Consider the following 22,594-nt stretch of genomic DNA (forward strand, 5'->3'; position numbering starts at 1 on the left):
GCCCGGCCGCTTCCCTTAAAACACAGAAAGCAGGTCTTTCGCCGGCAGGGCCGAATAGCCGATCACCAACCCGACCAGAATAATCCCGATACTGGCCCCCGTATTCACTTTTCGAAGCACCGCTTCCGAAAAGAGATTGCGTGTCATGGAAAGCGGCACCGCGTAGGACAGCGCCACAATCGCATCGGCAAAGACAATAATAAAGGCCGCCAGCGCGATATCCGGCGCTCCCACGGTCTGCAGATCAAACAGCGTCGGCAATATCCCCGCAAAAAACAGGATATCGAAAGGATTGCTGGCGGTCAGCATGAACCCTGCGCTGAAATTATCCCAAAATCCGGTTTTGGCCTGCTCCCTGACGTTCCCCGGCAAATCAAGATCGAATTTCTGCAGCCCCTTGATCCCAAGCCATATCAGATAAACGGAAGCGGCGGATTTCAACATGATAGAGATAAAAACAATGTCGTCCGGAATGAACTGGTACCCGAAAACGACAAGGCAAAAGAAAAGAATTTTAACCAGATTGGTCCCGGCCATAAAAAACAGGACGCTCTCCAGCCCTTCGCTTATGGCTTTCGATGCCACAGTTAACATCCCCGGCCCCGGCTTTGCCGCCAAAAGGGCCACCCCCGTAAATAAAGCGATCATTGCTGCTATATCCATTATTTCTTCCAAAAGCCTCCCTTAAAACACAGAAAGCAGGTCTTCCGCCGGCAGCGCGGAATAGCCCAGATACAAACCGATCAGGATCATCGCCATGCCGGAAGCCAGACGAAGCCCTTCCAGCGTTTTACCCCTGAAAAAACGGCGTGATACAAAAACCGGCACGCAATACATGAAATCAATGGAAATCTGGACCACCACCGTCACGAGGGCCAGAATACCGAAATTGGCAAAACTCACGTCCTGTGTGCCGATGACGCTCGGTACAATTCCGCCAAAAACAATAATGACAAAGGGATTGGACAATGTGAGCATCAGCCCCGTTGTAAAATCTTCCCAGTTATCCTTTAAAGACGCCGTTTTTTGAAAATCCACGTCCAGCGCCAGAGGTTTGGTCAACGTGCCCACCCCCAGATAAATCAGATAGGCACCGGCCAGCGCCTTGAGAAAAATGGACACAAACAGGAGTTCTTCCGCAAAAACAACGGCGCCGAATACGACCAGGGCCAGATAAACGACCTCTCCCAGCGTCGCGCCGGACATGTAGGAAAGGAATCCGGCGGCCCCGCGCCCTGCCGTTTTTGTCACAACGGCCAAAACCCCCGGCCCGGGTTTGAGCGCCAGCACGGCAATCGTCATGGCGTATGTGCCCAGAGCTGCTAAATCCATATGTCTTTCCTTTCCCGACGCATATTGCCAAAGGCAAGCGCATTGGTCTATAACCCTTTTGCTTTAGAGAAGAAGATATTTAAGGAGAAGTGGCAGAGAGGTTGAATGCGCTGCTCTCGAAAAGCAGTAAGGGTTCACGCCCTTCGGGGGTTCGAATCCCCCCTTCTCCGCCAATTTGGCAAAGACCGGATTTGACGAGGATCCAAAAAACATGACAAAAACGGCCCCGAAAATCGGCATGGTCTCTCTCGGCTGCCCCAAGGCGCTGGTGGATTCGGAGCGGATTTTAACCAAACTCCGGGCCGAGGGCTATGAACTCTCCCCCGATTACGACGGCGCGGACGCGGTCATCGTGAATACCTGCGGGTTTCTGGACAGCGCCAAAGCGGAATCCCTCGAGGCCATCGGCACGGCGATGAAGCAAAACGGACGGGTCATCGTAACGGGCTGCATGGGCGGGGAGCCGGAACAGATCACCTCCAGATTTCCCGACGTTCTGGCCGTCACCGGCCCCCATGCCTATGAAGACGTTGTCGCCGCCGTTCATGACGCCATCCCGCCGGTTCATGACCCGTATATGGACCTTGTGCCGGAAGAAGGGCTGAAGCTCACGCCCCGCCACTACGCTTACCTGAAAATCTCCGAAGGCTGCCACAATCGCTGCTCTTTTTGCATTATTCCGTCTTTACGCGGGGACCTGGTCAGCCGCCCCATCCATCACGTCATTGCGGAAGCAGAGAACCTCGCCCGCGCCGGAGTGAAAGAACTTCTGGTCATCTCGCAGGATACAAGCGCCTACGGGCTGGACCTCAAATATCAGGAATTTTCGTGGAAAGGCCGCAAATGGCGCACAAAATTCCAGGATCTTTGCGAAGCCCTCGGAGAGCTGGGCATCTGGGTGCGGCTGCACTATGTCTACCCCTACCCCCATGTCAGCAACGTCATTCCCCTCATGGCGGACGGAAAGATTCTTCCTTACATAGACATCCCCTTCCAGCATGCCGCGCCGGACGTGCTCAAAAACATGCGCCGCCCCGGCACGCAGGACAAAACGCTCGCGCAGATCAGGGAATGGCGCGGCATTTGCCCGGATTTAACGATCCGTTCGACCTTTATTGTCGGGTTTCCGGGGGAAACGGAACAGGATTTCCAAATCCTGCTGGACTGGCTGGCCGAAGCACAGCTGGACCGTGTGGGCTGCTTTAAATACGAGGCCGTGAAAGGCGCCGCAGCAAACGAACTGGACGGCGCGGTCCCGGAAGAGGTCAAAGAAGAGCGTTACGCCCGATTCATGGAGGCGCAGCAAAAAATTTCCGCAGCAAAGCTGCAGCAAAAAATCGGCAAAACGCTCGACGTTATCATCGACGATGTGGCAGAGGGCGGCGCGGATGCGCGCTCCCGTGGAGATGCGCCCGAAATTGACGGAAATGTTTATCTGCGCGATGTCGGGAATGTCCAGACAGGCGATATCATCAAGGTTGCAATCGAGGACGCCGATGAATATGACTTATACGGCGTTCCCCTCGACCGGAAACAGGAAGAAACCCTATGAAAACAACCCCCCTCCATGCGCAGCATATCGAGCTTGGCGCCAGAATGGCGCCCTTCGCAGGGTACGAAATGCCGATCCAGTACACAGACGGCGTTCTGGCAGAACATAACTGGACACGCGAACATGCCGGGCTTTTTGACGTCTCCCATATGGGGCAACTCATCATCGAGGGAACCGGCGCCGCAGCTTTTCTCGAAACGCTCACCCCTTCGCCGCTCTCAACCCTGAAAGAGGGCGCAGCAAAATATACCGTCCTTACCAACGAACAGGGGGGAATCATCGACGACCTCATCATCACCCGCATGGAGGAAAACAGGTTCTTTGCCGTTATCAATGCCGGGTGCAAGGACAAGGATATTGAATGGATACAAAACCACCTCCCCGACGATCTGACGCTGACGCATCTGGAAGACAGCGCCCTGATCGCCCTGCAGGGGCCGCAGGCGGCGCGTGTGCTGGAAGACACCCTGCAATGCGACGTATCGGACCTGCCTTATATGCATATGATGCTGACACAAAGCCCCTGCGGGAAGGATATCCTTGTCTCCCGGCTGGGCTATACGGGCGAGGACGGGTTTGAACTCAGCCTGCCCGGCGATGTAGGGCAGCGCGCCTGGACGGGACTTCTCAGGCATGATCTGGCGAAACCCGTCGGCCTTGCGGCGCGGGACTCCCTTCGTCTGGAAATGGGCTATCCCCTTTACGGGCACGATATCGACGCCACGACATCTCCGGTGGAGGCCGACATCACATGGATCATGGGAAAAAAGAACCATACCGGCTTTATCGGCGCGGCGCGTATTTTTGAGGAACTGCGCAGCGGCCCCGCCCGCCGCCGCGTCGGAATAAAGCTGACCGGACAGGGCATTGCCCGCGAAGGCGCGGAAATCTACGCGCCTTCTTCCGGGCAAAAAATCGGTGAATTAACCAGCGGCGGGTTTTCTCCCACCTTGAAAGAGGCCATCGGTCAGGGTTATATTGAAGCCGCATCAGCAAAAACAGGAACGAAAATTGCGGTCCGGGTTCGGGGACGGGACATTGAGGGCGTTGTCGCCCCCCTCCCTTTTATCCCCCCCAAGACAAAAGCGGCAAAGAAACAGGCCGCATGAGGAGCATAAAAATGAACGATATGAAATATACAAACGACCATGAATGGATCAAGACGGAAGGGGACACGGCGCTCATCGGGATCACCACCTATGCCCGCCATGCGCTGGGGGATCTGGTGTATCTGGAGTTGCCGGAAAAAGGGCGCAAGCTTAGCAAGGGAGAGGATTTCGCCGTTGTCGAATCCGTCAAGGCCGCGAGCGAAATTTACGCCCCCGTCGCCGGCGAGATCGTGTCGGTCAACGATAACCTGCAAAACAATCTGGATGACCTGAAAGAGGACATCGAAAAAGGCTGGATCATCAAAATCAGGATGGACAATCCGGCGGACGCGGAAAACCTTATGGATAGCAGCGCTTACAGCAGTTTTACGGACTCGCTGGCGTAAATTACCGGAGCATCTCAAATGCGTTACCTGCCGCAAACGAACAAAGCCCGCGCTGAAATGCTTGAAGCTATCGGGGTAAAAAGCGTTGACGATCTCTTCCGCGACATCCCCGCCGGAGCCTTTGTGCAGGGACAGGCGGACCTGCCTCCTCACAAGGGAGAAATCGAAGTCGAGCGGATTATGGGCGCCTATGCAAAGGAAAATCATGCAGCCTCCGACGGCCCGTTTTTTCTCGGCGGCGGCTGTTACAACCACCATATTCCCGCAAGCGTCGACCATCTTGTCCAGCGCGGCGAATTCCTGACCGCGTACACGCCCTACCAGCCGGAAATCGCACAAGGCACGCTACAGGCGATTTTTGAATTCCAGACTTTTATAGCCCGGCTGACAGGGCAGGATATTGCCAACGCCTCCTTGTACGACGGCGCCACCTCCATGGCGGAAGCGGCGTTAATGGCCATGCGTGTCACAGGCCGCAACAAGGTCTGCCTGGGGAACGACATCAACCCGCAATATCTCTCCGTGCTGCGCACCTATCTGCACAATAACGAAACGGCGCAAAGCTATCGCTTCTCCGGCGAGGTCCAGGACGATACCGCCTGCCTTATCGTGCAATCGCCGGATTTTTTCGGCACCCCGCACACTTACGATACGTGGCGCGCGCTTTGCGACGAAAGCGGGGCGCTGCTGATTGTCGTCGTCACAGAGATTGTTTCTCTGGGTATGCTCCCTGCGCCGGAAAACGCGGATATCGTCTGCGGAGAAGGCCAGTCCATCGGCCTGCCCATGAGCTTCGGTGGACCGCATCTGGGGTTTTTCGCCTGCCGCGAAAAATTTGTCCGGCAAATGCCCGGACGCCTGTGCGGTGAAACGGTCGATGCACAGGGAAGACGCGGCTACGTTTTAACCTTAAGCACGCGGGAGCAGCATATCCGGCGCGCCAAAGCCACATCCAACATCTGCACCAATCAGGGACTCTGCGCACTGGCGTTCACAATCCACATGAGCCTGCTTGGGGAAGACGGGTTTCATTGCCTCGCCGCGCTGAACCATGAACGGGCCTGCGCCCTCGCCGACGCCCTTGAGGATATCAAGAGGGTCAAAGTAGAAAACGAGTGTTTTTTCAACGAGTTTACCATTTCGATAACGGGCGTTTCAGATATGGATAAACTGGTGTCAACACTGGCCCAAAAAGGGATCGTTGCGGGCCTGCCGCTTGAAAAATCCCGCCTTTTGGTGAGTGCGACAGAACTGACCACCGATGCCGATATCGGCGCATTTTGTGACGCCTTAAAGGAGGCCTGCCCGTGATCCTCACCCTGCTAAAAGCCAAAATACACCGCGCCACCGTGACGCAGTGCGACCTGCATTACGAAGGCTCCATCACAGTTGATCCGGACCTTTTGCAGGCATCGGGCATCCAGCCCTATGAACAGGTCGATGTCCTTAATATCCATAACGGCGAACGCTTTACGACCTATGCGATCGAAGGGCCGCGCGGCAGCGGCGTTATCGGGATTAACGGGGCCGCCGCCCGTCTGGCACAGGCAGGCGATCTTGTCATTATCTGCGCTTATGCCCGCATGGACGCGCAAGAGGCCGAAAACTTCCAGCCTAAAATCCTTCTTTTAGACGGGCAGAACAAGCCCATGGCATTATCATCGAGGAACGCGGCGTGAACGAACCAGACGAATCCTCTATCGGCAAGACGCGCGGATTGAATTTCGAGGAACCCCTGCTATGGGAAAAGGCGCATAGCGACACGCCCGGTGTCGACCTGCCGCCGGTCGCCGGAATGCCCGCCCGGACGGGACAGCCGGTGCGCGGGAAAATAGGCCTGCCGCAAGTCAGCGAGCCGCAAGCGGTGCGGCATTTTACGCGGCTGTCGACCAAAAACTATGCGATTGACAGTGGATTCTTCCCGCTGGGTTCCTGCACCATGAAGCACAATCCGCGCCTGAATGAGAAAATGGCGCGCCTGCCGGGCTTTGCGAACCTGCATCCGCTTCAGCCTGCGGAGACGGTTCAGGGCGCGCTCAAAGTCATGGACAGGCTGCAAAAAGGACTGGCGGAACTCACGGGACTTCCCTGTATCTGCCTTACCCCTGCGGCCGGGGCGCAAGGCGAACTGGCAGGCATGATGACCATAAAACGCGCCCATGAAATGAAGGGGAATGCGCACAAAAACGTTGTATTGGTACCGGATTCCGCGCATGGCACGAACCCCGCCACGGCAACGATGTGCGGTTATCAAATCCGGGTCATCCCGACGCAAGAGACAGGCCGCATTACAAGAGAGGCCTTTGAAGAAGCTCTGGGCAACGGAACGGATGTTGCCGGCATGATGGTCACAAATCCGAACACCTGCGGATTGTTCGAAACGGAAATTCTGGAAATTGCGAATCTCCTCCATGACGCCGGCGGATATTTCTATTGTGACGGTGCGAATTTCAATGCGCTGGTCGGGAAAGTCCGCCCCGCCTCTTTCGGAGTCGATGTCATGCATATCAATTTGCACAAGACGTTCTCCACGCCTCATGGCGGCGGCGGGCCGGGCGCCGGCCCTATTTGTGTCACGGAAGACCTTGCGCCGTACCTTCCGTCCCCCCTCGTTACAAGCGAAAACGGGTTGTATCGTTTTGAAGCGGAAACCGAGCGTGAGAGCGGCTGCGGGCAAATAAAAGGGTTTCACGGCCAATTCGGCATGATGGTCCGCGCGCTCACCTATATGCTCTCCCACGGATCGGACGGATTAAAGCAGGTCTCTGAAGACGCCGTTCTGAACGCGAATTATATTCTCTCCCGGCTAAAGGACGATTTTGACGCGCCCTTCGAAGGACCCTGCATGCATGAATGCCTTCTGACAGACAAAAAACAAAAAGACTCCGGCGTCACGACGCTCGACATGGCCAAGGGACTTATTGAATACGGCATGCATCCGATGACGGTCTATTTTCCTCTTGTCGTGTCCGGCGCCATGCTGATTGAACCGACGGAAACGGAAAACAAAGACGCGCTGGACCGGTTCATCCGTGTCATGAAAAAGATGGTCGCGGATATTCGTGACGGCTCTGTTGATAAGTTTCACAGTTATCCGCAGGCGGCGCCGTGCGAAAGACTGGATGAAGTCAAAGCCGCGCGTGAGCCGAAACTGCGGTGGAAAGGATAAAAAGCATGCGCATTCGCTCCGCTTTCCTTGGGTTGATGATAGCTTCCGCCATGATTACGGCCTCGTGCCTCCCGGATATTCCTGCGCTGTCCTCCGCCTCATCTCCTCACGAAACGCCCCCTTTGCCGCCGCATAAGGGAGAACCGGCCTCAATCACAAAAGCTGCGCCGCTTCCTTTGCAAACATATAAGCGCTCCCCCGTTGCAACGGCGCAAAAGCTGGAATGCCTCTCCGGCGACAGTGCCCGTGTCACCATTTATTCCCCTGCGGAAGCGGTTCTTGTCTTCCACGGCAAAACCTACGATATGAAACGCGTCGGCAGCCCGCTCGGCGCCAAATATGAAGGGGGCGGCGCCACTTATTGGAACAAGGGAGTCGATGCCTCTATTTTCCTCGGGGGCACCGGGTATGCCTGCAGCATTCGCCCGACAAACTAGCCGTTAGCCGTTCATCAAAAAATGGACCCATATGGACGTGCCGTATCCCAGCGCAATAACAGGCGTCCATTTCAAATGCGCCAGGAACGTGTATTGCCCGCGCGCCACGCCCATCAGTGCCACGCCCGCCGCCGAGCCAATAGACAGGAGGCTTCCGCCCACGCCGCAGGTAAGCGTTACCAAAAGCCACTGGAACTGGTCCATATCGGGGTCCATGCTCAGCACGGCAAACATGACAGGGATGTTGTCCACAAGAGCCGATACACCGCCCAGAGCGATATTGGTATAGCTCGCCCCCCATCCTTCATACATAGTGCTGGACGCAATTTCGAGATACCCCAGAAACCCGAGACCGCCTACACTGAAAATCACACCGAAGAAGAACAAAAGCGTATCCCATTCCGATGCGGCAACCAGCTCGATCACGTCAAACTCTTCGTCCCTTTTTCGACCGATCTTGCGGATAAAAAAGGCCGTTATCATCAGAAGGGACATGCCCGTCATCATTCCGATAAAAGGCGGCAAGCCCAAAAACTGTTCAAAGCCGACCGCCATGCAAATCGTGCAAAGCCCCAGAAAGATAACGAATTTCGCCCCGCGTTTCATCCTGATATTTTCCTTCAGCGCGAGCGGTTTATGCGGCCTGATAAAAAAGCTCATGATAAAGGCCGGAACCAGAAAACAGACCAGAGAGGGAAAGAACAGCGGAAAAAACTCAAGAAAAGGCACCTTGCCTGCCTGCCAGACCATCAGGGTTGTGATATCGCCAAACGGGGAAAAAGCTCCGCCGGCATTGGCTGCACTCACAATATTGATACAGGCCAGCGCCACGAATTTCGGATCGTTGGCCCCCACGGCCATGACCACCGCGCCTAAAACCAGCGCCGTGGTGAGGTTGTCCGCGATCGGAGAGAGCATGAAAGCAAAGATCCCCGTCGCCCAGAAAAGCTGGCGCATATTCATCCCCGCCTGCACCAGCTTTGCCCGCAAAACGGCAAATACCCGCCTGTTTTGCAAGGCGCTGATATAGGTCATCGCCGCCAGCAGGAACAAAAGGAGAGAGGCATATTCCTCCAGTCCGTGAAAAACAGCGCTGCGAAGCGTGTGGTGGTCGATCCCGTATTCCGGCGCGATTATCCCGATGATGACCCAGATAATGCCGGCGCCCAGCATGACAGGTTTTGATTTGCGTAAATGCGTCTTTTCCTCGACCAAGACCGCCAGGTAAGACAAGATAAAAACGATCAGGCACAGCACTGCCCCCGGATGTGTCAGCATACCGGAAGGTGCGCCGTCATGCCCTCCCCCGTCCGCCGCGAAAGCCAGAGCAGGAAAAAGGAAAACGAACAAAAAAGTTAAAATATTTCGGATAACAATCACAGGTGTTATGAAGTCTGTTGCACGCTTTTCGGGATTAAGCTGTAATACCCTTGCCTTCGATTATGTTCGAATTCCGGTAAAAAGACAAATCAAACTATTGATAAACACACAATGAATAAAACCGTCCCGAATAAAAATACCCCCACGGCAGAACCCGATTGTCAAAACCTGATGAAAAATGCGGCAGACGGCGTCGTGACCATCGACAAAAAAGGCATCATCTGCGGTTTCAACCTTAAATGCGAAGAGATGTTCGGCCTGAGCGCCGAAAAAGCGATGGGACAAAATGTGAAGATACTCATGCCGCAGACTTATGCGCAGGATCACGATCAATATATCCTGAACTATCTTGAAACCGGGACAAAGAACATCATAGGGAAGACAAGGGAAACGCTCGCCCAAAAGGCAGACGGTTCAACCTTCCCTATTGAACTGTCCGTCAGTGACACATTCATTGGAAACCAGCATTTTTTTAACGCTATTATCCGCGACATCACGAACCGGAAGGAAATAGAACAAGCCCTGGCGCGCAGTCAGGAAGAAGCACATGCAGCCCTCAAAGCCAAGTCCGAATTTCTGGCCAAGATGAGCCATGAAATCCGCACGCCGTTAAACGGTATCCTTGGTTTTGCGGACCTGCTGAAACAAACACCGCTGGATGAATACCAGACGCACTGCGTTGCAAACATGAAATCCGCCGGCCAGACCCTGACGCGCCTCATTGACGATATTCTGGAGTTTTCCAAAAACGAAAAATCCAAAGACGTTTATATTGAAAAAGCCCCTTTTAGCCTGACGGCCATTGTCAACATCTGCCGGGAGATCATCATTCCCGAACTCAGAAAAAAACATTTAACCTTTTCCGTCGATATAAGAAATTCTGTCCCCCAAACCCTTATCAGCGACCAATACAGGCTGCAGCAGGTCTTTTTGAACCTGCTCACCAACGCTGTTGAATTCACGCAAGAAGGAGAGATCCGTTTCGAGGCGGACTGCACCCCTCAAAAAAACGGCGCCCTTCTTCTGAAGATTAAAGTTTCAGATACGGGAATAGGCATCCCCGAGGAAAAACACGAGGAAATTTTCAAGCCCTTCTCGCAGGAAACTCATCATAAACAACGGACTTTCGGGGGGACGGGATTGGGGCTTTCTGTCGTCAAGCAGATTATCCAGGCCCTTGAAGGAAGGATTGAGCTCCAAAGCGCCCCCGGAGAAGGAACTGTTTTTTCGTTACAAATCCCCGTTGAGGAATATTCTGTCAAAGAAGAAGAAACGCCGTCCCTGCCTCAGGGGGCAATTCCAAAAGCCGCAAACCAGATGCTTATCCTTGTTGCCGAAGATATTCCCATGAATCAGGAAGTGGCCGTGGCCATGCTGGCCCAGATGGGCCACAGCGCGCAAGTGGCCCGGGACGGAAAAGAGGCCGTGGAAGCCGTAAAAACGGGGCAGTTCGACCTTGTCCTTATGGATATCCAAATGCCGGAAATGGACGGTCTGGAGGCTACAAAGATCATCCGCAAAGACCTCGGTCTGTCGCATGAAGAGCTTCCTATTCTGGCGCTGACGGCCCATGCGCTTCCCGAAGAAGTCAAAGCGGCTTTTGAAGCCGGGATGGATGATTACATCACCAAACCTGTCTCCGCAGAGGAGCTTTTCCAAAAACTGGAAGAATGGAATTTTTCAGACGACTTCGACCCCTTTGCTCCGGAACATCTTTTTAAAAACGTGCAGGAACAGGCCAAAATTTCAAACTTGCGACCGGATCTTTTAATTGACGAAATGCAGCTCTATACCTTTATAGGCCTGATCGGAGAAGATAAAATTACAGACGTTTACAGTTCCTTCAAATCAGACTTTGAAAAGAAAAAACTCATTTTTTCCGCGGCCTCGCCCAATCCCGCAGACATTGCGAAAGAACTGCATGCGCTCAAATCCACATCCGGAAATCTCGGCATGGTAAAACTTTCCGAATTTTCGATACAGTTGATGAACGACATTAAATCGGGAAAAATTGAGGATCTTTCGAAGCCTTTGGAAGAGCTTTTGGCCCTGTATCAGGAAACAACAAAAATTTTCGATGAACACCTTAAAAGACTAGGGGCGATATGAGGATACCCCTTTTTATCTGCTCTTCTTTCCTTTTCGTGTTTCTTTTGTCAGCCTGCGGCGAAAGACAACAAGAACCTCCCGGCCTGACAGCCTTTCCCGAAGCCGCAAAGGACCCCGGCGATGCAAGACTGATGGCTGATATACGCGAATACATCGCAGCACAAAAAGGGCCGCCCAATTCCCGTTTTCAATACGCAAGGCTGGATATGAACGGGGACGGCCTGCGCGAAGGGCTTGTACTTTTTACCCTGCCGCACAGCTATTGGTGCGGCCCCGGGGGGTGCAGCATGACCGTTTTCAAAGCGCAGCATGGAGGCTTTTCTCTCCTGTCTGAAATAACGCGCATTCGCGGACCTTTGGTTGTCAGCGAGCACAAAACAAATGGCTGGCGGGATATTATTGTGCGCATGTCAGGGGTCAGCATGTCCGACAGGAACGTGGCGCTGCGCTTTGACGGACAAGGATACCCGACAAATCCAATGACACAGACAAAAATCCAGACAGAAATGCGGGACATACAGGGGGAAAGACTTTTCCCCTAACTTTCCGCCGCCAGAAGGGACAAAATGCCCTTATTGCGAATCATTTTTATCCACTGGTCCGCCTCAAGAGGAATTTCCTGGATTTCCGTTTTGCTTTCATTCAAAAGAAGCCGGCTTGATTCATCCATATGAATTTTTTCAAGGGAACTGACAATATGTCTCTCCTGCGCATTAAAATCCCCATCCGACCACGCAATAATACGGGCAAATTTGAAAAAATTCCTCTTATCGCGCGGATCGGTGATCTGCGAAAACATCACGTAAATATCCTGCGGCGTTCCGAGGTCGGCGATCAAAATCTGGATTTGCCCCTTGCTTATATCAAGATTCTTTGCCGAATCCTGCAGGAAATAAACCTCGTGCGGGGTTACAATTCCATCGGCATGCGCCATGGCCACAACAGCGCGCCACATATAAAACCGGCTGGCAGATAGTCCCTTGCCCATAGATTACAATCCCTCTTGTCGTTTCTTCCCCTCTTTGTATTGTACCCTATTCCGGTTCCGGCAAAACACCTAAAACTCAAAACTGCATAAAATGGTCACCATGGCAAAGCGCCCCGGCGATAAAAACGGATGGATGTGTGAGAGACAAGAAGAAAGACTTTTCCGCTAACGTTCTTCTCCCAAAAGGGACAGAATACCTTTGTTGCGAATGGTCTTTGTCCACTGATCCGCCTCAAGGGGAATTTCCTGGATTTCCATTTTGCTTTCCCGCAAAAGAAGCCGGCTTGATTCATCCATATGGATTTTTTCAAGGGTCTCGACAATATGCTTCTCCTGCGCATCGAAATCCCCGTCCGACCACGAAAGGACACGGGCAAATTTGAAAAAATCCTTTTTATCCCGGGGATCGGTAATCTGCGAAAACATCATGTAAATATCCTGCGGCGTTCCCAGATCGGCCATTAAAACCTGTATCTGCCCCTCGCTCATCTCAATATCCTTCACCGAGTCCTGCAAAAAATGTATTTCCTGCGGGGTTACAACGCCATCGGCATGCGCCATGGCCACAACAGCGCGCCACATGTAAAACCGGCTATTGGACAATCCCTCACCCATATCCTGCAATCCTTCCTGTTGTTTCTCCCTCTTCCATATTACATGGTACCCTATTCCGGCAAAATACCTAAATCTTCTTGTCTCATAAAACAAAACCGCATAAAACAGCCGCTATGATAAGAGACCCTGTTCATATTATCGGCGGCGGACTGGCCGGCTCGGAAGCCGCGTGGCAAATTGCGGAAAGAGGCGTAGAGGTTATTTTGCATGAAATGCGCCCCGTAGAAATGACCGATGCGCACAAAACAGAAAATCTGGCGGAGCTTGTCTGTTCCAATTCTTTTCGGAGCGATGACGCGCAAAACAATGCCGTGGGCCTTCTACATGAGGAAATGAGGCGCAGCAATTCCCTGATTATGCGCGAAGGAGACAAAGCTTCCGTACCTGCGGGCGGTGCTTTGGCCGTCGATCGGGAGGTCTTTTCGCATGCCGTCACGGAAGCCCTGACACAACATCCTTTCATTACGATACGGCGCGAAGAGGTAACATCTCCCCCTGACGCGTGGTCCAGCGTCATCATTGCGACAGGCCCTTTAACGTCAAACGCGTTGGCAAAAACGGTTCAGGACGTTGGCGGCGAGGAAAATATGGCTTTCTTCGATGCCCTTGCGCCGATCATTCATAAAGACAGTATTGATTTCGATACTGTCTGGTTCCAATCCCGCTATGACAAAGGAAACGGCTCGGATTACATCAATTGTGGGATGAATAAAGAACAGTATCTTGCTTTTATAAAAGCACTTTTGGAATCTGAAAAAACAGAATTTAAAGACTGGGAAAAAAACACCCCCTATTTCGAAGGCTGCATGCCGATTGAGGTTCTGGCGTCGCGCGGGGTAGATACGCTACGCTATGGCCCGATGAAGCCCGTGGGCCTTACCGACCCAAAAAAGAACGAGCGCCCCTACGCCGTTGTCCAGCTGCGCCAGGATAACAAACTCGGCACTTTGTATAACATGGTCGGATTCCAGACAAAAATGAAACACGGGGAGCAAACAAGAGTCCTGCGCATGATCCCCGGGCTTGAAAACGCCGAATTTGCCCGGCTGGGCGGCATCCACCGGAACAGCTTTATCAATTCCCCCCGCCTGCTGGATAAAATGCTGCGCTTGAAAAATCGTCCCGCGTGGCGTTTTGCGGGTCAGATTACCGGCTGCGAAGGTTATATTGAAAGCGCGGCAATCGGCCTGATTGCCGGGCGCTTTGCCGCAGCAGAAAGGTTAGGAATAGAAATTGCTGCACCTCCTGAAACGACCGCCATGGGCGCTATTTTAAATCACGTTACGGGCGGCGCCAACGCCAGAACCTTTCAGCCCATGAATGTCAATTTCGGACTCTTCCCGGATATAACCGTCCCGAAAGAAGACCTCAAAGGCCTTAAAGGGAAAGAAAAGGGGCGTCGAAAAAAACAGGCTTTGTCTGCCCGCGCTTTACGTGATTTTGAAAGCTGGCTCATGACCCATGAGAAGCAGGCAGCCTGAAACCTGACCCTGAAATGAAACGGGCCTCTCCCGATAAAAATTTTGAAAAGCACCCGCCCCGAAAAATACCCTTGTTTTTTGACCCGGCTGATCCGGTTCAATAAAATCCAAAGATGCTTAATGCACCCCTTAAAACAGTGGGACCGGCCGTTTCGATTTTACCCTAAACGCGCAAATCCCCTGAAGCTGGAGATTATCTAATTCTGCTGAGCTGTTGAAAAATATTTATTTTTTGGGAATATGCCCCTCTTAATATTTTACATTAAGAAAAAAGCGCCTCCCGGATCAAAAAACAGCGCTCAGGACGGTTCGTCTTCATTTTGTTCCCTGTATTGAACTTATTTTTATTTCGGGGTAGATATAAAGTCCCTAACAAACAGGAGAAAAAAATGGCTTTTGATCTTCCGGACCTGCCTTTTGCCTATGATGCGCTGGCCCCCTATATGTCGGCCGAAACATTCGAGTTTCATCACGACAAACACCACAACGCCTATGTCACCAATGGAAACAAGATTCTCGAAGGACTGCCTCATCAGGGTGATACGCTGGAAGAAGTGGTGAAAAATGCCGCGAAAGAACAGAATCAGGGGCTTTTCAACAATGCGGCCCAGCACTGGAATCACAGTTTTTTCTGGAAATGTCTGAAACCGAATGGCGGTGGAACCTCTCTTCCCACGGCCGTTCAATCCAAAATCGATTCCGATCTGGGCGGCTATGACAGTTTTCGTGAAAAATTTGTTGAAGCCTGCGTGACGCAATTCGGCTCCGGCTGGGGATGGGTTGTTCTGAATCAAGGCACCGGCAAGCTGGAAATTGTCAAAACGGGCAATGCGGGTGTTCCTTTCACGGAAGGTAAAACCCCTCTCCTGACCTGCGATGTGTGGGAGCATGCCTATTACATCGACTACCGCAATGCGCGTCCCAAATATGTCGAAACATTTGTCGACAACCTGATTAACTGGGAATTCGTGGAAAGCTGTCTTTAAGATGCGGGGAGCAAGGCTGCCGCCACGCGGCGGCCTTCCGCCATCAAAACGTTATATGTGCGGCAGGCCGCACTTGTATCCATGACATCCATATTCACGCCTTTGGCTTTTAAGTCCCGGCGCAAGCCCTGTGGAAAAAATATACTCTTATCCCCCGTCCCCAAAAGAACGATATCGAGCGTTTCAGACAGGGCGATGAGATCCTGAAAATCTTCCATCGAAAAATATTCGGGAAGTCCTTCGAAATTCCAGATCTGGACATGATCGGAAAAAACAAGGATAGGCGTGTCGTATCTTTGCCCGCTTACACGAAACACGCCGCCTTTATACCCTTGAATCACCTGAGAGTCTGACCGGATAAGAGGAGTAAGATCGTGCACGCGCGCCGCTGTACCCTATTCCATCACGCCGAGGGATTTCAGCGTTTCTTCGTTCAGACCGCCCGGCGCAAGAAGATTCGCGCTTTGATAGCGGCTGAGCGCATTAAGAAGCGCGGTATCCATTTCCCCCGTTACAGAACCGTCATAAAACCCTTTCGCGGTCAAAGCCGTCTGCGCTGCCCGGATAAGCGCCGGATCATTCATGCGCACAGCCCCCGCCTTGAAGACGGTTGGCATTGACGCGGCCACGGGCCGGGAAGCCGTCGGCGCAGCGGCAACGGGAGGCTCTTCTACCGCTTCCTGTGTTTCCTGCGAAACGGGCAAAGGCGCCGGCAATGGCTTGTTTCCTGCGGGCAGAGCGCCTTTGGACGCCTTGTACCGCATCAAAGAATTCAATGTTTTGGCATCCACTTTGCCGTCCGGCGCGCCTTCGTAAAAGCCCTGCTCTTTCAGCGCTTCCTGCACATCCATAATTTCCTGCGGCGTTTTGGTCGGCAAAACCGCCATATCAACCTCCGACAAATCTACCAAATCCGGCGCATCCGGAACGTTTTCCGGCGGCGCGGCGGGTACAGGAGATGCAGGGTCGGAAGCCCCTGCAACAGGAGAGGGCGCGCGCATTTCAACTGTTCCCATCGGGCCCGCAGCCTCACTTGATTCTTCCGGCACAACATCCGGTTCGGGTTCGCGGGGAATAACCTGCTCTCTTACATCCACGTCATCCTCTACGCTGTCCTCAACCTCTCCGGCGGGAGGCTCTTCCTGTTCCGTCATTTGCGCTGCGGACTCGTCCGGCGGCGCAGGCACGAAGTCAGGGGCCGTTTCAGCAGCCATGTCCGAAGCCGTTTCTTCTGCCGGCGCGGCTTCCTCAATCCTGGAAATCTCCGGCGCGGACACAGGGGCCGGCGGCGGCGCCTTCTCATCCCCCATATTGCGGATGATAATATCGTCACGGCTGCCGATTTCGCCGGGACCGCGATTCGAAGAACAGGCAGACAGGGCCAAAACGGCCGTTCCCGCCAACATAACAGATTTAAATGCGCGCATGGAAAACGTTCCTCACCTGTGAAGACTACAGAGGATAGTACTGCCAATTCTTGTTTAAAATCAAGACTCTGATGTCTCTTCAGGGCCGGCCTTGCGAATATTCAGATACAGCAGAAGCGGCGCTGCGACAAAAATGGAAGAATGCGTTCCGATAACGACCCCGAAAATCAGGGCGTTGACAAAGCTCCGCACGACTTCCCCGCCGAACGCCCAAAGCGCCACGAGCGCCAGCAGGGTCGTCAGGCCCGTCACGATCGTGCGCGACAAGGTGTCATTGATAGACCGGTTTAAAATTTCCGGCAGGGGCTTTTTCTTATATTTGCGCAACGTCTCGCGGATACGGTCAAAGATCACGACCGTGTCATTGATGGAATAGCCTGCAATCATCAAAACGGCCGCGAGAGACGACAGGTCAAACGACATCCCGGTAAGCGCAAACAGCCCGACCGTTCCGATCACATCGTGTAAAAGAGCGGCAATCGCCGCCAGCCCGAACTGCCATTCGAAGCGCAGCCAGATGTAAGCCAGAATCCCGAGCATGGAAAACAAAACGGCATACAGCCCTTTTTTCTTCAGCTCTTTCCCGACCTGCGGCCCCACAAATTCGGTGCGGCGGTAATCGACATTTTCAAACTTTTCATCCAGCGCCACGCGGACTTTTTCAATGGCGGCTTTTTGCGCCTCTTCCCCGCCGGGCTGTTCCGGCAAACGAATAAGGAGATCCGTAGGCTCCCCGAATTCCTGCAGCGAAATGCCCCCAAGAGACAAACTGTTCAGGTTTCCGCGCAAATCCGCAAGGTCAGGCGCCTGTTCCACCCGGATTTCAATGAGCGTCCCGCCGGTAAAATCAATGCCGAAATTCAGCCCCTTGGTAAAAACCAAAAACAGGGAACCAAACACCACAACCAGCGAAAGCGCATAGGCAAAAAAACGGTGCCCGATAAAATCGATATGCGTGTCTTCCGGTATCAGTCTCAAGCCCTTCATTTTTTTCTCCTATACCGGCAAGTCGGAAGGTTTTCTGTTTCTAAGCCAGACCACCACCATCAAACGCGTCACCATAATGGCCGCGAAAAAAGATGTCAGGATACCGATCCCCAATGTCACGGCAAATCCCTTAATCGGTCCCGTCCCAAAGGAATACAGAATGACCGACGCAATGAGCGTCGTGAGGTTGGAATCGATAATGGTCGCCAGCGCTTTGCTAAAGCCCGAATCCACGGCGGAAAGCGCGCTGCGGCCACCGCGAAGCTCCTCACGAATGCGTTCGAAAATAAGCACATTGGCGTCCACCGACATCCCGACGGTCAGCACGATCCCCGCAATCCCCGGCAAGGTCAGTGTCGCCTGCAAACCCGAAAGAATGGCAAAAATCAGCGCCAGATTGGCAATCATCGCCGCACTGGCAAAGACCCCGAACAGGCTGTAATTCACGCTCATATAGATCAGGACAAACAAAAGCCCGATCAGGGCGGCCATCTTGCCCGCCTCGACAGAGTCGGCGCCAAGCGACGGTCCGACCGTGCGTTCTTCCAGAATTTTCAGCGGCGCCGGAAGCGCCCCCGCCCGCAGGAGAAGCGCCAGATCGCTGGCTTCCTTCACGGAAAAACTGCCGGATATCTGGCCAGAGCCGCCACAGATCGCTTCACGGATGACCGGCGCGCTGATGATTTCATTATCCAGCACAATCGCAAAAAGCCGGTTAACGTTTGCGCGGCTGAGGTCACAAAAGCGTTTCGCGCCCACGGCGTTAAAGCGGAAAGAAACGGCAGGCTGCCCGTTCTGATCCGGCGAAAACTGCGCATTGACGAGCATATCGCCGGTAATGATAGAGCGCCGCTGCAACTCCATCGTCTGTGTGGGGGCTTCCTGCATCGGCAAAACCAGCGTGCCGCCGCCGCTGCGCAGTTTGGCGCCCGCTTCCATATTCACAAGATGGAAAGACAGCTTGGCGGTTTTCCCCAAAAGGTCCTTGACCCGCTGCGGATCGTCGAGGCCCGGAAGCTGGACCACAATCCGGTTGTCCCCCTGACGCTGGATGATGGGTTCGTTGGTGCCCGTTTCATCGACGCGGCGGCGGACAATCTCGATAGACTGGGCGATCGTCTGGTCCTGAATATCCTTGATCGCGGCTTCCGAAAAATTCGCTTCAATAATCCCGCCTTCCGAAGACAATATCTCCAAAGACCTGTCAACGCCGCGGATAATCTTTTTGGCCTTGTCCGCATCGGACACGTTCCGCAAGGTCAGCCGCATCCCGCCGGAAATCGCGCCGATGCGTTTATAGCCGATTTTCTCTTTTCGAAGATCAGGCCGGACACTGGAAACAAGATCCTGCGTCCTTTCCTTCATGACACTGGAAAGATCCACCTCCAGCAGGATGTGCGATCCCCCCTGAAGGTCCAGTCCCAGATTGACAGTCTGGTGCGGCATCCATGACGGCAAGGCGCTTTTCACCCATGCGCGTCCCCCCTCGCCCAGAAGATTTGGCGCGCTATAGGCGAACCCCAGCGCGCACACCAGGACAATCAAGATTATTTTCCATCTGGGAAGGTAAACCATGAGGCTGAAGCTACTTCTCGACTTTCGTCTGGATCGTGTTGCGCATAGCGGTTACTTTGATGCCGTTGCCCAGATCCACCAGGACTTCTTCATCGCTGATAAGCTTGTCGAGCTTGCCGATCAATCCCCCGGCCGTGACGACTTTGTCGCCTTTTTTGAGGCCGTCGAGCATCTCCTTATGCTCCTTGAACCGTTTTTGCTGCGGACGAATCAAGAGCAGGTAAAACATCACCACAAGAATGGCGATCAGTCCCATATTCCACGCAAAGGTGGACTGGGCGCCCGGAACCGTCCCGGCCCCTGCGGCTTCGGGCGTCGGAACTTCGATCATTGTCGCGCTTTCGGTCTCCTGCGCATAAGCCGTTGAAATAAACATGCTTCCCCCGTTGGTTTGAGAATATTGACACGGACTATAACGGCTACGCCGCCAAAGGCAAGAGGGGAAAAAACGGCAAAAACCTAAAAACAGGCCCTGATTTCGGTTTTTAAAGGCGCGGAAAAACAGGGTTTTAGAAACATATGGCGCTGCGTTTTCTCCGGCGCCGTGTAATCAGGCGGAAATTTTACATTTGAACACATATTGACCATTACAGAAGGAATACAGGCATTTTCAAAGAGGGCTGACAAGCTCCTTTTGTGCAAACAAACGTTTGGTGCCTCCTCAACCCCATGAAGATGTACGAAACCCGTGGCCAATATTCCTACGCCGCCCGTTTTTTTCAGTTCCCTTTTTATAATCCCTGTCATATGCCGATTACGAACTTCCATCCCGTCAGGCTTCGCACACTCAATTTTGTCCTTCTCAAGCCCTATATCCTTCATAATCTCCCTTGTCGTGGAATCAGAAAGATCCAAAACAAATTGGTCTGTATATTCTCTAGCCGCATCAGCAAAAACAATTTTGACGTCGTGGTAAAGTGCGGATGTGAGCAATAAAGTGGCTCCAAAAGAAGAACGCCCACTATCCAAAAGAGCGCGCGCTGACATGTGTCCATTCGCATTATCGACAGCCGCCGCCTTCACCAATTTTGCCACATGGTCCGCTTGAAACCCTCGACGACGCAAAACCCAGGAAAGAACATTGTGCGGGAGTTCCATAAAGAGCGTAACCTTTTCCTTATTCGCAACGAGAGCCTTCAAAGCCAAGGCCTGCGAGATATTTTGAGCCGAACTGATATGGTCCTCCCCCATAGCCAGAACGACACTCTGCGTCTTCCTTAACATCTGCAATGCCGCATCAACAGCCTTTTGCGCAACCTCTGCCGTTTTCAGGGGCTCGTAATGCGGTCTGAATATTTTCTGCTGTTCCGTAAACATCCGAACCGGAATAAAGAAACATTTTAATTATGTCAATAAAATTTAGAGATATTTCTGCGGATCGACGGCCTTTGTGCCGCGCCGGATTTCAAAATGAAGCTGCGGGCTGTCCACCTGTCCGCTGGAGCCGACCGTCCCCAAAGACTGCCCGCGCCGCAGCGTATCACCCCGCTTGATCAGGATTTTATCCAGATGGGCATACGCGCTCATCCAGCCGCCTTCATGCCGCACCAGCACAAGGTTTCCGTACCCCTCAAGCTCATTGCCCGTATAAACCGCCACGCCGTTTTCCGCCGAACGAACGGGCGCGCCGCGCGGCGCCTTGATATTGATCCCGTCATTGTGCAGCCCGTCTTTTTTCGGCCCGTAAGACGACAGGACCGTTCCTTCCACAGGCCGCATGAATTTTGCATTGCCGGAGCGCTTTGGCGTTTTGTCGGGAAGTTTGGGCCGCGCTGCCGAGGCCTTTTGCAAAACCGGCTTTCTCGAAGGAACCACGTTTTCGCCTTCGTTTCTTTTGACGCTTTGCGCTTGCGCGGCGCCGCCCTCTCGTTTAGGGGACGAAGACCGGGAGGAAGGAGAAGATGAAGGAGAGGAAGGCGAAGGAAGCCGCAAAACCTGCCCCTGCGAAATCACATAAGGCGGCCGTAAATTGTTGAGTTTTACAAGACGGTTCACGCTTACATCGAAAAGCCTTCCCACGCCGTAGAGCGTATCGCCGGACTGCACCCGGTATTCGTTCGGCGGCGGAAGTTTCATCCGGTAGCCGACATTCAACCGGTATGGCGGGCTTAGATGATTCAGGACAATGATATCGCGCATCGGCAATTGATATTGTTTGGAGACATTATAAACCGTGTCCCCGCTTAAAACCGTGTGAATCCCGGCGCTTCCCGCCCCTTTTTGCGTTCCGTAACTGATGCTCGGCGCCGGCGCCTGCGTGCCGAAGCAGCCCGCCAGTAAAATCAACAGCACTGTCATTCCGAACGCGCGAATGCGCGGAGGAATCTCATGCCGGTATCCGGGATTTCTCGCTTGCGCTCGAAATGACAAATCGTTTCTCATGCCGCTTCCCCTTCCTGTGCCACGTCAGGCAGCAGCGGGACAAAGCGCACGGGCGCGATGTCCTGAATAGAATAGGTATCTTCGGATTCCTTTTTGTATTTTTTCAGGACCTGCGCGCCCGGCCCGCCGACCGGAATGACCATGATTCCCCCGACCTTTAACTGGTCCAGCAGTGCCGGCGGCGGCTTTTCCCTTGCAGCGGCGGTGACAATAATTTTATCAAAGGGCGCTTGCTGAATCCCGTTTATTTTCGGCCAGCCCTGCATCCCGTCGCCGCAAATGGCTGTAATATTCCGGATTCCAAGGCGTTCGAATACCTCCTCGGCTCCTTCCAGAAGGGCCTTATGCCGCTCAATCGTGTAAACGCGGCGGGCGAGCTTTGCCAGAATGCACGCCTGATAGCCCGATCCCGTCCCGATTTCCAGCACCTTGTCCCGGTCCGACAGCTCCAGCGCCTGCGTCATAACGGCCACCACATAGGGCTGGGAAATGGTCTGCCCCCGCCCGATAGGCAGGGCGATATCCTCCCATGCCTGATCCTTCATGGCGTCGGGCACGAAGATATCGCGCGGCACGCGCTCCATCGCGCTCATCACATCGACGTCGCAGATCCCCGCTTTGCGCAGGTCCATAATCAGGCGGATAATTTTATTCTGACGGGCGATCAAGACAGGTTCGT

24 protein-coding genes and 1 tRNA gene are annotated in these 22,594 nt (G+C 53.5%); 12 read left to right on the plus strand and 13 right to left on the minus strand.

What is annotated here, in order from left to right; translation table 11 throughout:
• Window positions 1-15: 15 nt before the first annotated feature.
• Complete coding sequence (locus H6853_08450) at window positions 16-663, minus strand: LysE family translocator (GenBank protein USO03541.1); 648 nt, start codon at window positions 661-663, stop codon at window positions 16-18.
• 21 nt (window positions 664-684) lie between these two features.
• On the minus strand, window positions 685-1,332 hold the full coding sequence (locus H6853_08455) for a LysE family translocator (protein USO03542.1): 648 nt from the start codon (window positions 1,330-1,332) through the stop codon (window positions 685-687).
• An 83-nt stretch (window positions 1,333-1,415) separates the two neighbouring features.
• On the opposite strand from H6853_08455, the gene H6853_08460 reads away from it, so the two are divergent.
• From H6853_08460 to H6853_08495, 8 genes are all read left to right on the plus strand, one after another.
• Window positions 1,416-1,505, plus strand: a tRNA-Ser gene (locus tag H6853_08460).
• Between the two features lie 38 nt (window positions 1,506-1,543).
• Window positions 1,544-2,884, plus strand: a complete 1,341-nt coding sequence (rimO, locus tag H6853_08465; protein USO03543.1) for a 30S ribosomal protein S12 methylthiotransferase RimO — start codon at window positions 1,544-1,546, stop codon at window positions 2,882-2,884.
• Window positions 2,881-3,993: a glycine cleavage system aminomethyltransferase GcvT gene (gene gcvT, locus H6853_08470; GenBank protein USO03544.1), complete on the plus strand. Its 1,113-nt coding sequence runs from the start codon at window positions 2,881-2,883 to the stop codon at window positions 3,991-3,993. Before rimO ends, gcvT begins: the two co-directional genes overlap by 4 nt.
• An 11-nt stretch (window positions 3,994-4,004) precedes the next feature.
• The gene (gcvH, locus tag H6853_08475; GenBank protein ID USO03545.1) at window positions 4,005-4,379 is read left to right on the plus strand and encodes a glycine cleavage system protein GcvH; all 375 of its coding nucleotides are present in this window, start codon (window positions 4,005-4,007) and stop codon (window positions 4,377-4,379) included.
• Between the two features lie 18 nt (window positions 4,380-4,397).
• The gene (gene gcvPA, locus H6853_08480) at window positions 4,398-5,690 is read left to right on the plus strand and encodes an aminomethyl-transferring glycine dehydrogenase subunit GcvPA (GenBank protein ID USO03546.1); all 1,293 of its coding nucleotides are present in this window, start codon (window positions 4,398-4,400) and stop codon (window positions 5,688-5,690) included.
• Window positions 5,687-6,058, plus strand: coding sequence for an aspartate 1-decarboxylase (locus tag H6853_08485; protein USO03547.1), 372 nt, complete (start codon window positions 5,687-5,689; stop codon window positions 6,056-6,058). Before gcvPA ends, H6853_08485 begins: the two co-directional genes overlap by 4 nt.
• Complete coding sequence (gcvPB, locus tag H6853_08490) at window positions 6,034-7,548, plus strand: aminomethyl-transferring glycine dehydrogenase subunit GcvPB (GenBank protein ID USO04648.1); 1,515 nt, start codon at window positions 6,034-6,036, stop codon at window positions 7,546-7,548. Before H6853_08485 ends, gcvPB begins: the two co-directional genes overlap by 25 nt.
• Before the next feature lie 5 nt (window positions 7,549-7,553).
• Window positions 7,554-7,985, plus strand: a complete 432-nt coding sequence (locus tag H6853_08495; protein USO03548.1) for an MliC family protein — start codon at window positions 7,554-7,556, stop codon at window positions 7,983-7,985.
• Window positions 7,986-7,988: 3 nt separating this feature from the next.
• On the opposite strand, the gene nhaD is transcribed toward H6853_08495, so the two are convergent.
• Entirely contained in the window at window positions 7,989-9,263 is a 1,275-nt protein-coding gene (gene nhaD / locus H6853_08500) for a sodium:proton antiporter NhaD (GenBank protein ID USO04649.1), read from the minus strand.
• 213 nt (window positions 9,264-9,476) lie between these two features.
• Between nhaD and H6853_08505 the strand changes: the two genes are divergently transcribed.
• Together H6853_08505 and H6853_08510 are read left to right on the plus strand one after the other, a co-directional pair.
• Complete coding sequence (locus H6853_08505) at window positions 9,477-11,474, plus strand: response regulator (GenBank protein USO03549.1); 1,998 nt, start codon at window positions 9,477-9,479, stop codon at window positions 11,472-11,474.
• 131 nt (window positions 11,475-11,605) lie between these two features.
• On the plus strand, window positions 11,606-12,016 hold the full coding sequence (locus tag H6853_08510; GenBank protein USO03550.1) for a hypothetical protein: 411 nt from the start codon (window positions 11,606-11,608) through the stop codon (window positions 12,014-12,016).
• Here H6853_08510 and H6853_08515 read toward each other — a convergent pair.
• Both H6853_08515 and H6853_08520 read right to left on the minus strand, forming a co-directional pair.
• Window positions 12,013-12,462, minus strand: coding sequence for a TerB family tellurite resistance protein (locus tag H6853_08515; GenBank protein USO03551.1), 450 nt, complete (start codon window positions 12,460-12,462; stop codon window positions 12,013-12,015). The two genes, H6853_08510 and H6853_08515, sit on opposite strands and share 4 nt — an antisense overlap.
• Window positions 12,463-12,627: 165 nt before the next feature.
• The gene (locus H6853_08520) at window positions 12,628-13,077 is read right to left on the minus strand and encodes a TerB family tellurite resistance protein (GenBank protein USO03552.1); all 450 of its coding nucleotides are present in this window, start codon (window positions 13,075-13,077) and stop codon (window positions 12,628-12,630) included.
• Window positions 13,078-13,190: 113 nt separating this feature from the next.
• Between H6853_08520 and trmFO the strand changes: the two genes are divergently transcribed.
• Together trmFO and H6853_08530 are read left to right on the plus strand one after the other, a co-directional pair.
• The gene (gene trmFO / locus H6853_08525; GenBank protein USO03553.1) at window positions 13,191-14,558 is read left to right on the plus strand and encodes a methylenetetrahydrofolate--tRNA-(uracil(54)-C(5))-methyltransferase (FADH(2)-oxidizing) TrmFO; all 1,368 of its coding nucleotides are present in this window, start codon (window positions 13,191-13,193) and stop codon (window positions 14,556-14,558) included.
• A 389-nt stretch (window positions 14,559-14,947) separates the two neighbouring features.
• Window positions 14,948-15,544, plus strand: a complete 597-nt coding sequence (locus H6853_08530; protein ID USO03554.1) for a superoxide dismutase — start codon at window positions 14,948-14,950, stop codon at window positions 15,542-15,544.
• On the opposite strand, the gene H6853_08535 is transcribed toward H6853_08530, so the two are convergent.
• The 8 genes from H6853_08535 to H6853_08570 form a co-directional block, all read right to left on the minus strand.
• A complete protein-coding gene (locus H6853_08535; protein ID USO03555.1) occupies window positions 15,541-15,924 on the minus strand; it encodes an Mth938-like domain-containing protein in 384 nt (127 codons plus the stop codon). The two genes, H6853_08530 and H6853_08535, sit on opposite strands and share 4 nt — an antisense overlap.
• A gap of 15 nt (window positions 15,925-15,939) precedes the next feature.
• Window positions 15,940-16,971, minus strand: coding sequence for a peptidoglycan-binding protein (locus H6853_08540; GenBank protein ID USO03556.1), 1,032 nt, complete (start codon window positions 16,969-16,971; stop codon window positions 15,940-15,942).
• A 60-nt stretch (window positions 16,972-17,031) separates the two neighbouring features.
• The gene (gene secF, locus H6853_08545) at window positions 17,032-17,958 is read right to left on the minus strand and encodes a protein translocase subunit SecF (GenBank protein USO03557.1); all 927 of its coding nucleotides are present in this window, start codon (window positions 17,956-17,958) and stop codon (window positions 17,032-17,034) included.
• A 9-nt stretch (window positions 17,959-17,967) separates the two neighbouring features.
• Window positions 17,968-19,533, minus strand: coding sequence for a protein translocase subunit SecD (gene secD, locus H6853_08550; protein ID USO03558.1), 1,566 nt, complete (start codon window positions 19,531-19,533; stop codon window positions 17,968-17,970).
• Between the two features lie 10 nt (window positions 19,534-19,543).
• Window positions 19,544-19,864 carry a preprotein translocase subunit YajC gene (yajC, locus tag H6853_08555; GenBank protein USO04650.1) on the minus strand — a complete coding sequence of 107 codons (321 nt, stop codon included), beginning with the start codon at window positions 19,862-19,864 and terminating at the stop codon, window positions 19,544-19,546.
• 128 nt (window positions 19,865-19,992) lie between these two features.
• Complete coding sequence (locus tag H6853_08560) at window positions 19,993-20,850, minus strand: hypothetical protein (protein USO03559.1); 858 nt, start codon at window positions 20,848-20,850, stop codon at window positions 19,993-19,995.
• Between the two features lie 42 nt (window positions 20,851-20,892).
• Window positions 20,893-21,915, minus strand: a complete 1,023-nt coding sequence (locus H6853_08565) for a peptidoglycan DD-metalloendopeptidase family protein (GenBank protein USO03560.1) — start codon at window positions 21,913-21,915, stop codon at window positions 20,893-20,895.
• A complete protein-coding gene (locus tag H6853_08570) occupies window positions 21,912-22,580 on the minus strand; it encodes a protein-L-isoaspartate(D-aspartate) O-methyltransferase (GenBank protein ID USO04651.1) in 669 nt (222 codons plus the stop codon). The genes H6853_08565 and H6853_08570 overlap by 4 nt, the downstream gene beginning before the upstream one ends.
• Window positions 22,581-22,594: the final 14 nt, after the last annotated feature.

It is taken from the genome of Rhodospirillales bacterium (genome assembly GCA_023898765.1).
Classification (GTDB): Bacteria; Pseudomonadota; Alphaproteobacteria; order Micavibrionales; family Micavibrionaceae.

What these genes read in the sequence shown, in the direction of transcription:
- trmFO (USO03553.1), top strand. Translation starts at nt 13,191, where the DNA reads ATGATAAGAGACCCTGTTCATATTATCGGCGGCGGACTGGCCGGCTCG.
- secD (USO03558.1), bottom strand. Translation starts at nt 19,533, where the DNA reads ATGGTTTACCTTCCCAGATGGAAAATAATCTTGATTGTCCTGGTGTGC.
- nhaD (USO04649.1), bottom strand. Translation starts at nt 9,263, where the DNA reads ATGCTGACACATCCGGGGGCAGTGCTGTGCCTGATCGTTTTTATCTTG.
- H6853_08565 (USO03560.1), bottom strand. Translation starts at nt 21,915, where the DNA reads ATGAGAAACGATTTGTCATTTCGAGCGCAAGCGAGAAATCCCGGATAC.
- gcvH (USO03545.1), top strand. Translation starts at nt 4,005, where the DNA reads ATGAACGATATGAAATATACAAACGACCATGAATGGATCAAGACGGAA.
- H6853_08530 (USO03554.1), top strand. Translation starts at nt 14,948, where the DNA reads ATGGCTTTTGATCTTCCGGACCTGCCTTTTGCCTATGATGCGCTGGCC.
- H6853_08510 (USO03550.1), top strand. Translation starts at nt 11,606, where the DNA reads ATGGCTGATATACGCGAATACATCGCAGCACAAAAAGGGCCGCCCAAT.
- H6853_08495 (USO03548.1), top strand. Translation starts at nt 7,554, where the DNA reads ATGCGCATTCGCTCCGCTTTCCTTGGGTTGATGATAGCTTCCGCCATG.
- H6853_08520 (USO03552.1), bottom strand. Translation starts at nt 13,077, where the DNA reads ATGGGTGAGGGATTGTCCAATAGCCGGTTTTACATGTGGCGCGCTGTT.
- rimO (USO03543.1), top strand. Translation starts at nt 1,544, where the DNA reads ATGACAAAAACGGCCCCGAAAATCGGCATGGTCTCTCTCGGCTGCCCC.
- H6853_08540 (USO03556.1), bottom strand. Translation starts at nt 16,971, where the DNA reads ATGCGCGCATTTAAATCTGTTATGTTGGCGGGAACGGCCGTTTTGGCC.
- H6853_08560 (USO03559.1), bottom strand. Translation starts at nt 20,850, where the DNA reads ATGTTTACGGAACAGCAGAAAATATTCAGACCGCATTACGAGCCCCTG.
- gcvPA (USO03546.1), top strand. Translation starts at nt 4,398, where the DNA reads ATGCGTTACCTGCCGCAAACGAACAAAGCCCGCGCTGAAATGCTTGAA.
- H6853_08515 (USO03551.1), bottom strand. Translation starts at nt 12,462, where the DNA reads ATGGGCAAGGGACTATCTGCCAGCCGGTTTTATATGTGGCGCGCTGTT.
- H6853_08505 (USO03549.1), top strand. Translation starts at nt 9,477, where the DNA reads ATGAATAAAACCGTCCCGAATAAAAATACCCCCACGGCAGAACCCGAT.
- yajC (USO04650.1), bottom strand. Translation starts at nt 19,864, where the DNA reads ATGATCGAAGTTCCGACGCCCGAAGCCGCAGGGGCCGGGACGGTTCCG.
- gcvT (USO03544.1), top strand. Translation starts at nt 2,881, where the DNA reads ATGAAAACAACCCCCCTCCATGCGCAGCATATCGAGCTTGGCGCCAGA.
- H6853_08455 (USO03542.1), bottom strand. Translation starts at nt 1,332, where the DNA reads ATGGATTTAGCAGCTCTGGGCACATACGCCATGACGATTGCCGTGCTG.
- H6853_08450 (USO03541.1), bottom strand. Translation starts at nt 663, where the DNA reads ATGGATATAGCAGCAATGATCGCTTTATTTACGGGGGTGGCCCTTTTG.
- secF (USO03557.1), bottom strand. Translation starts at nt 17,958, where the DNA reads ATGAAGGGCTTGAGACTGATACCGGAAGACACGCATATCGATTTTATC.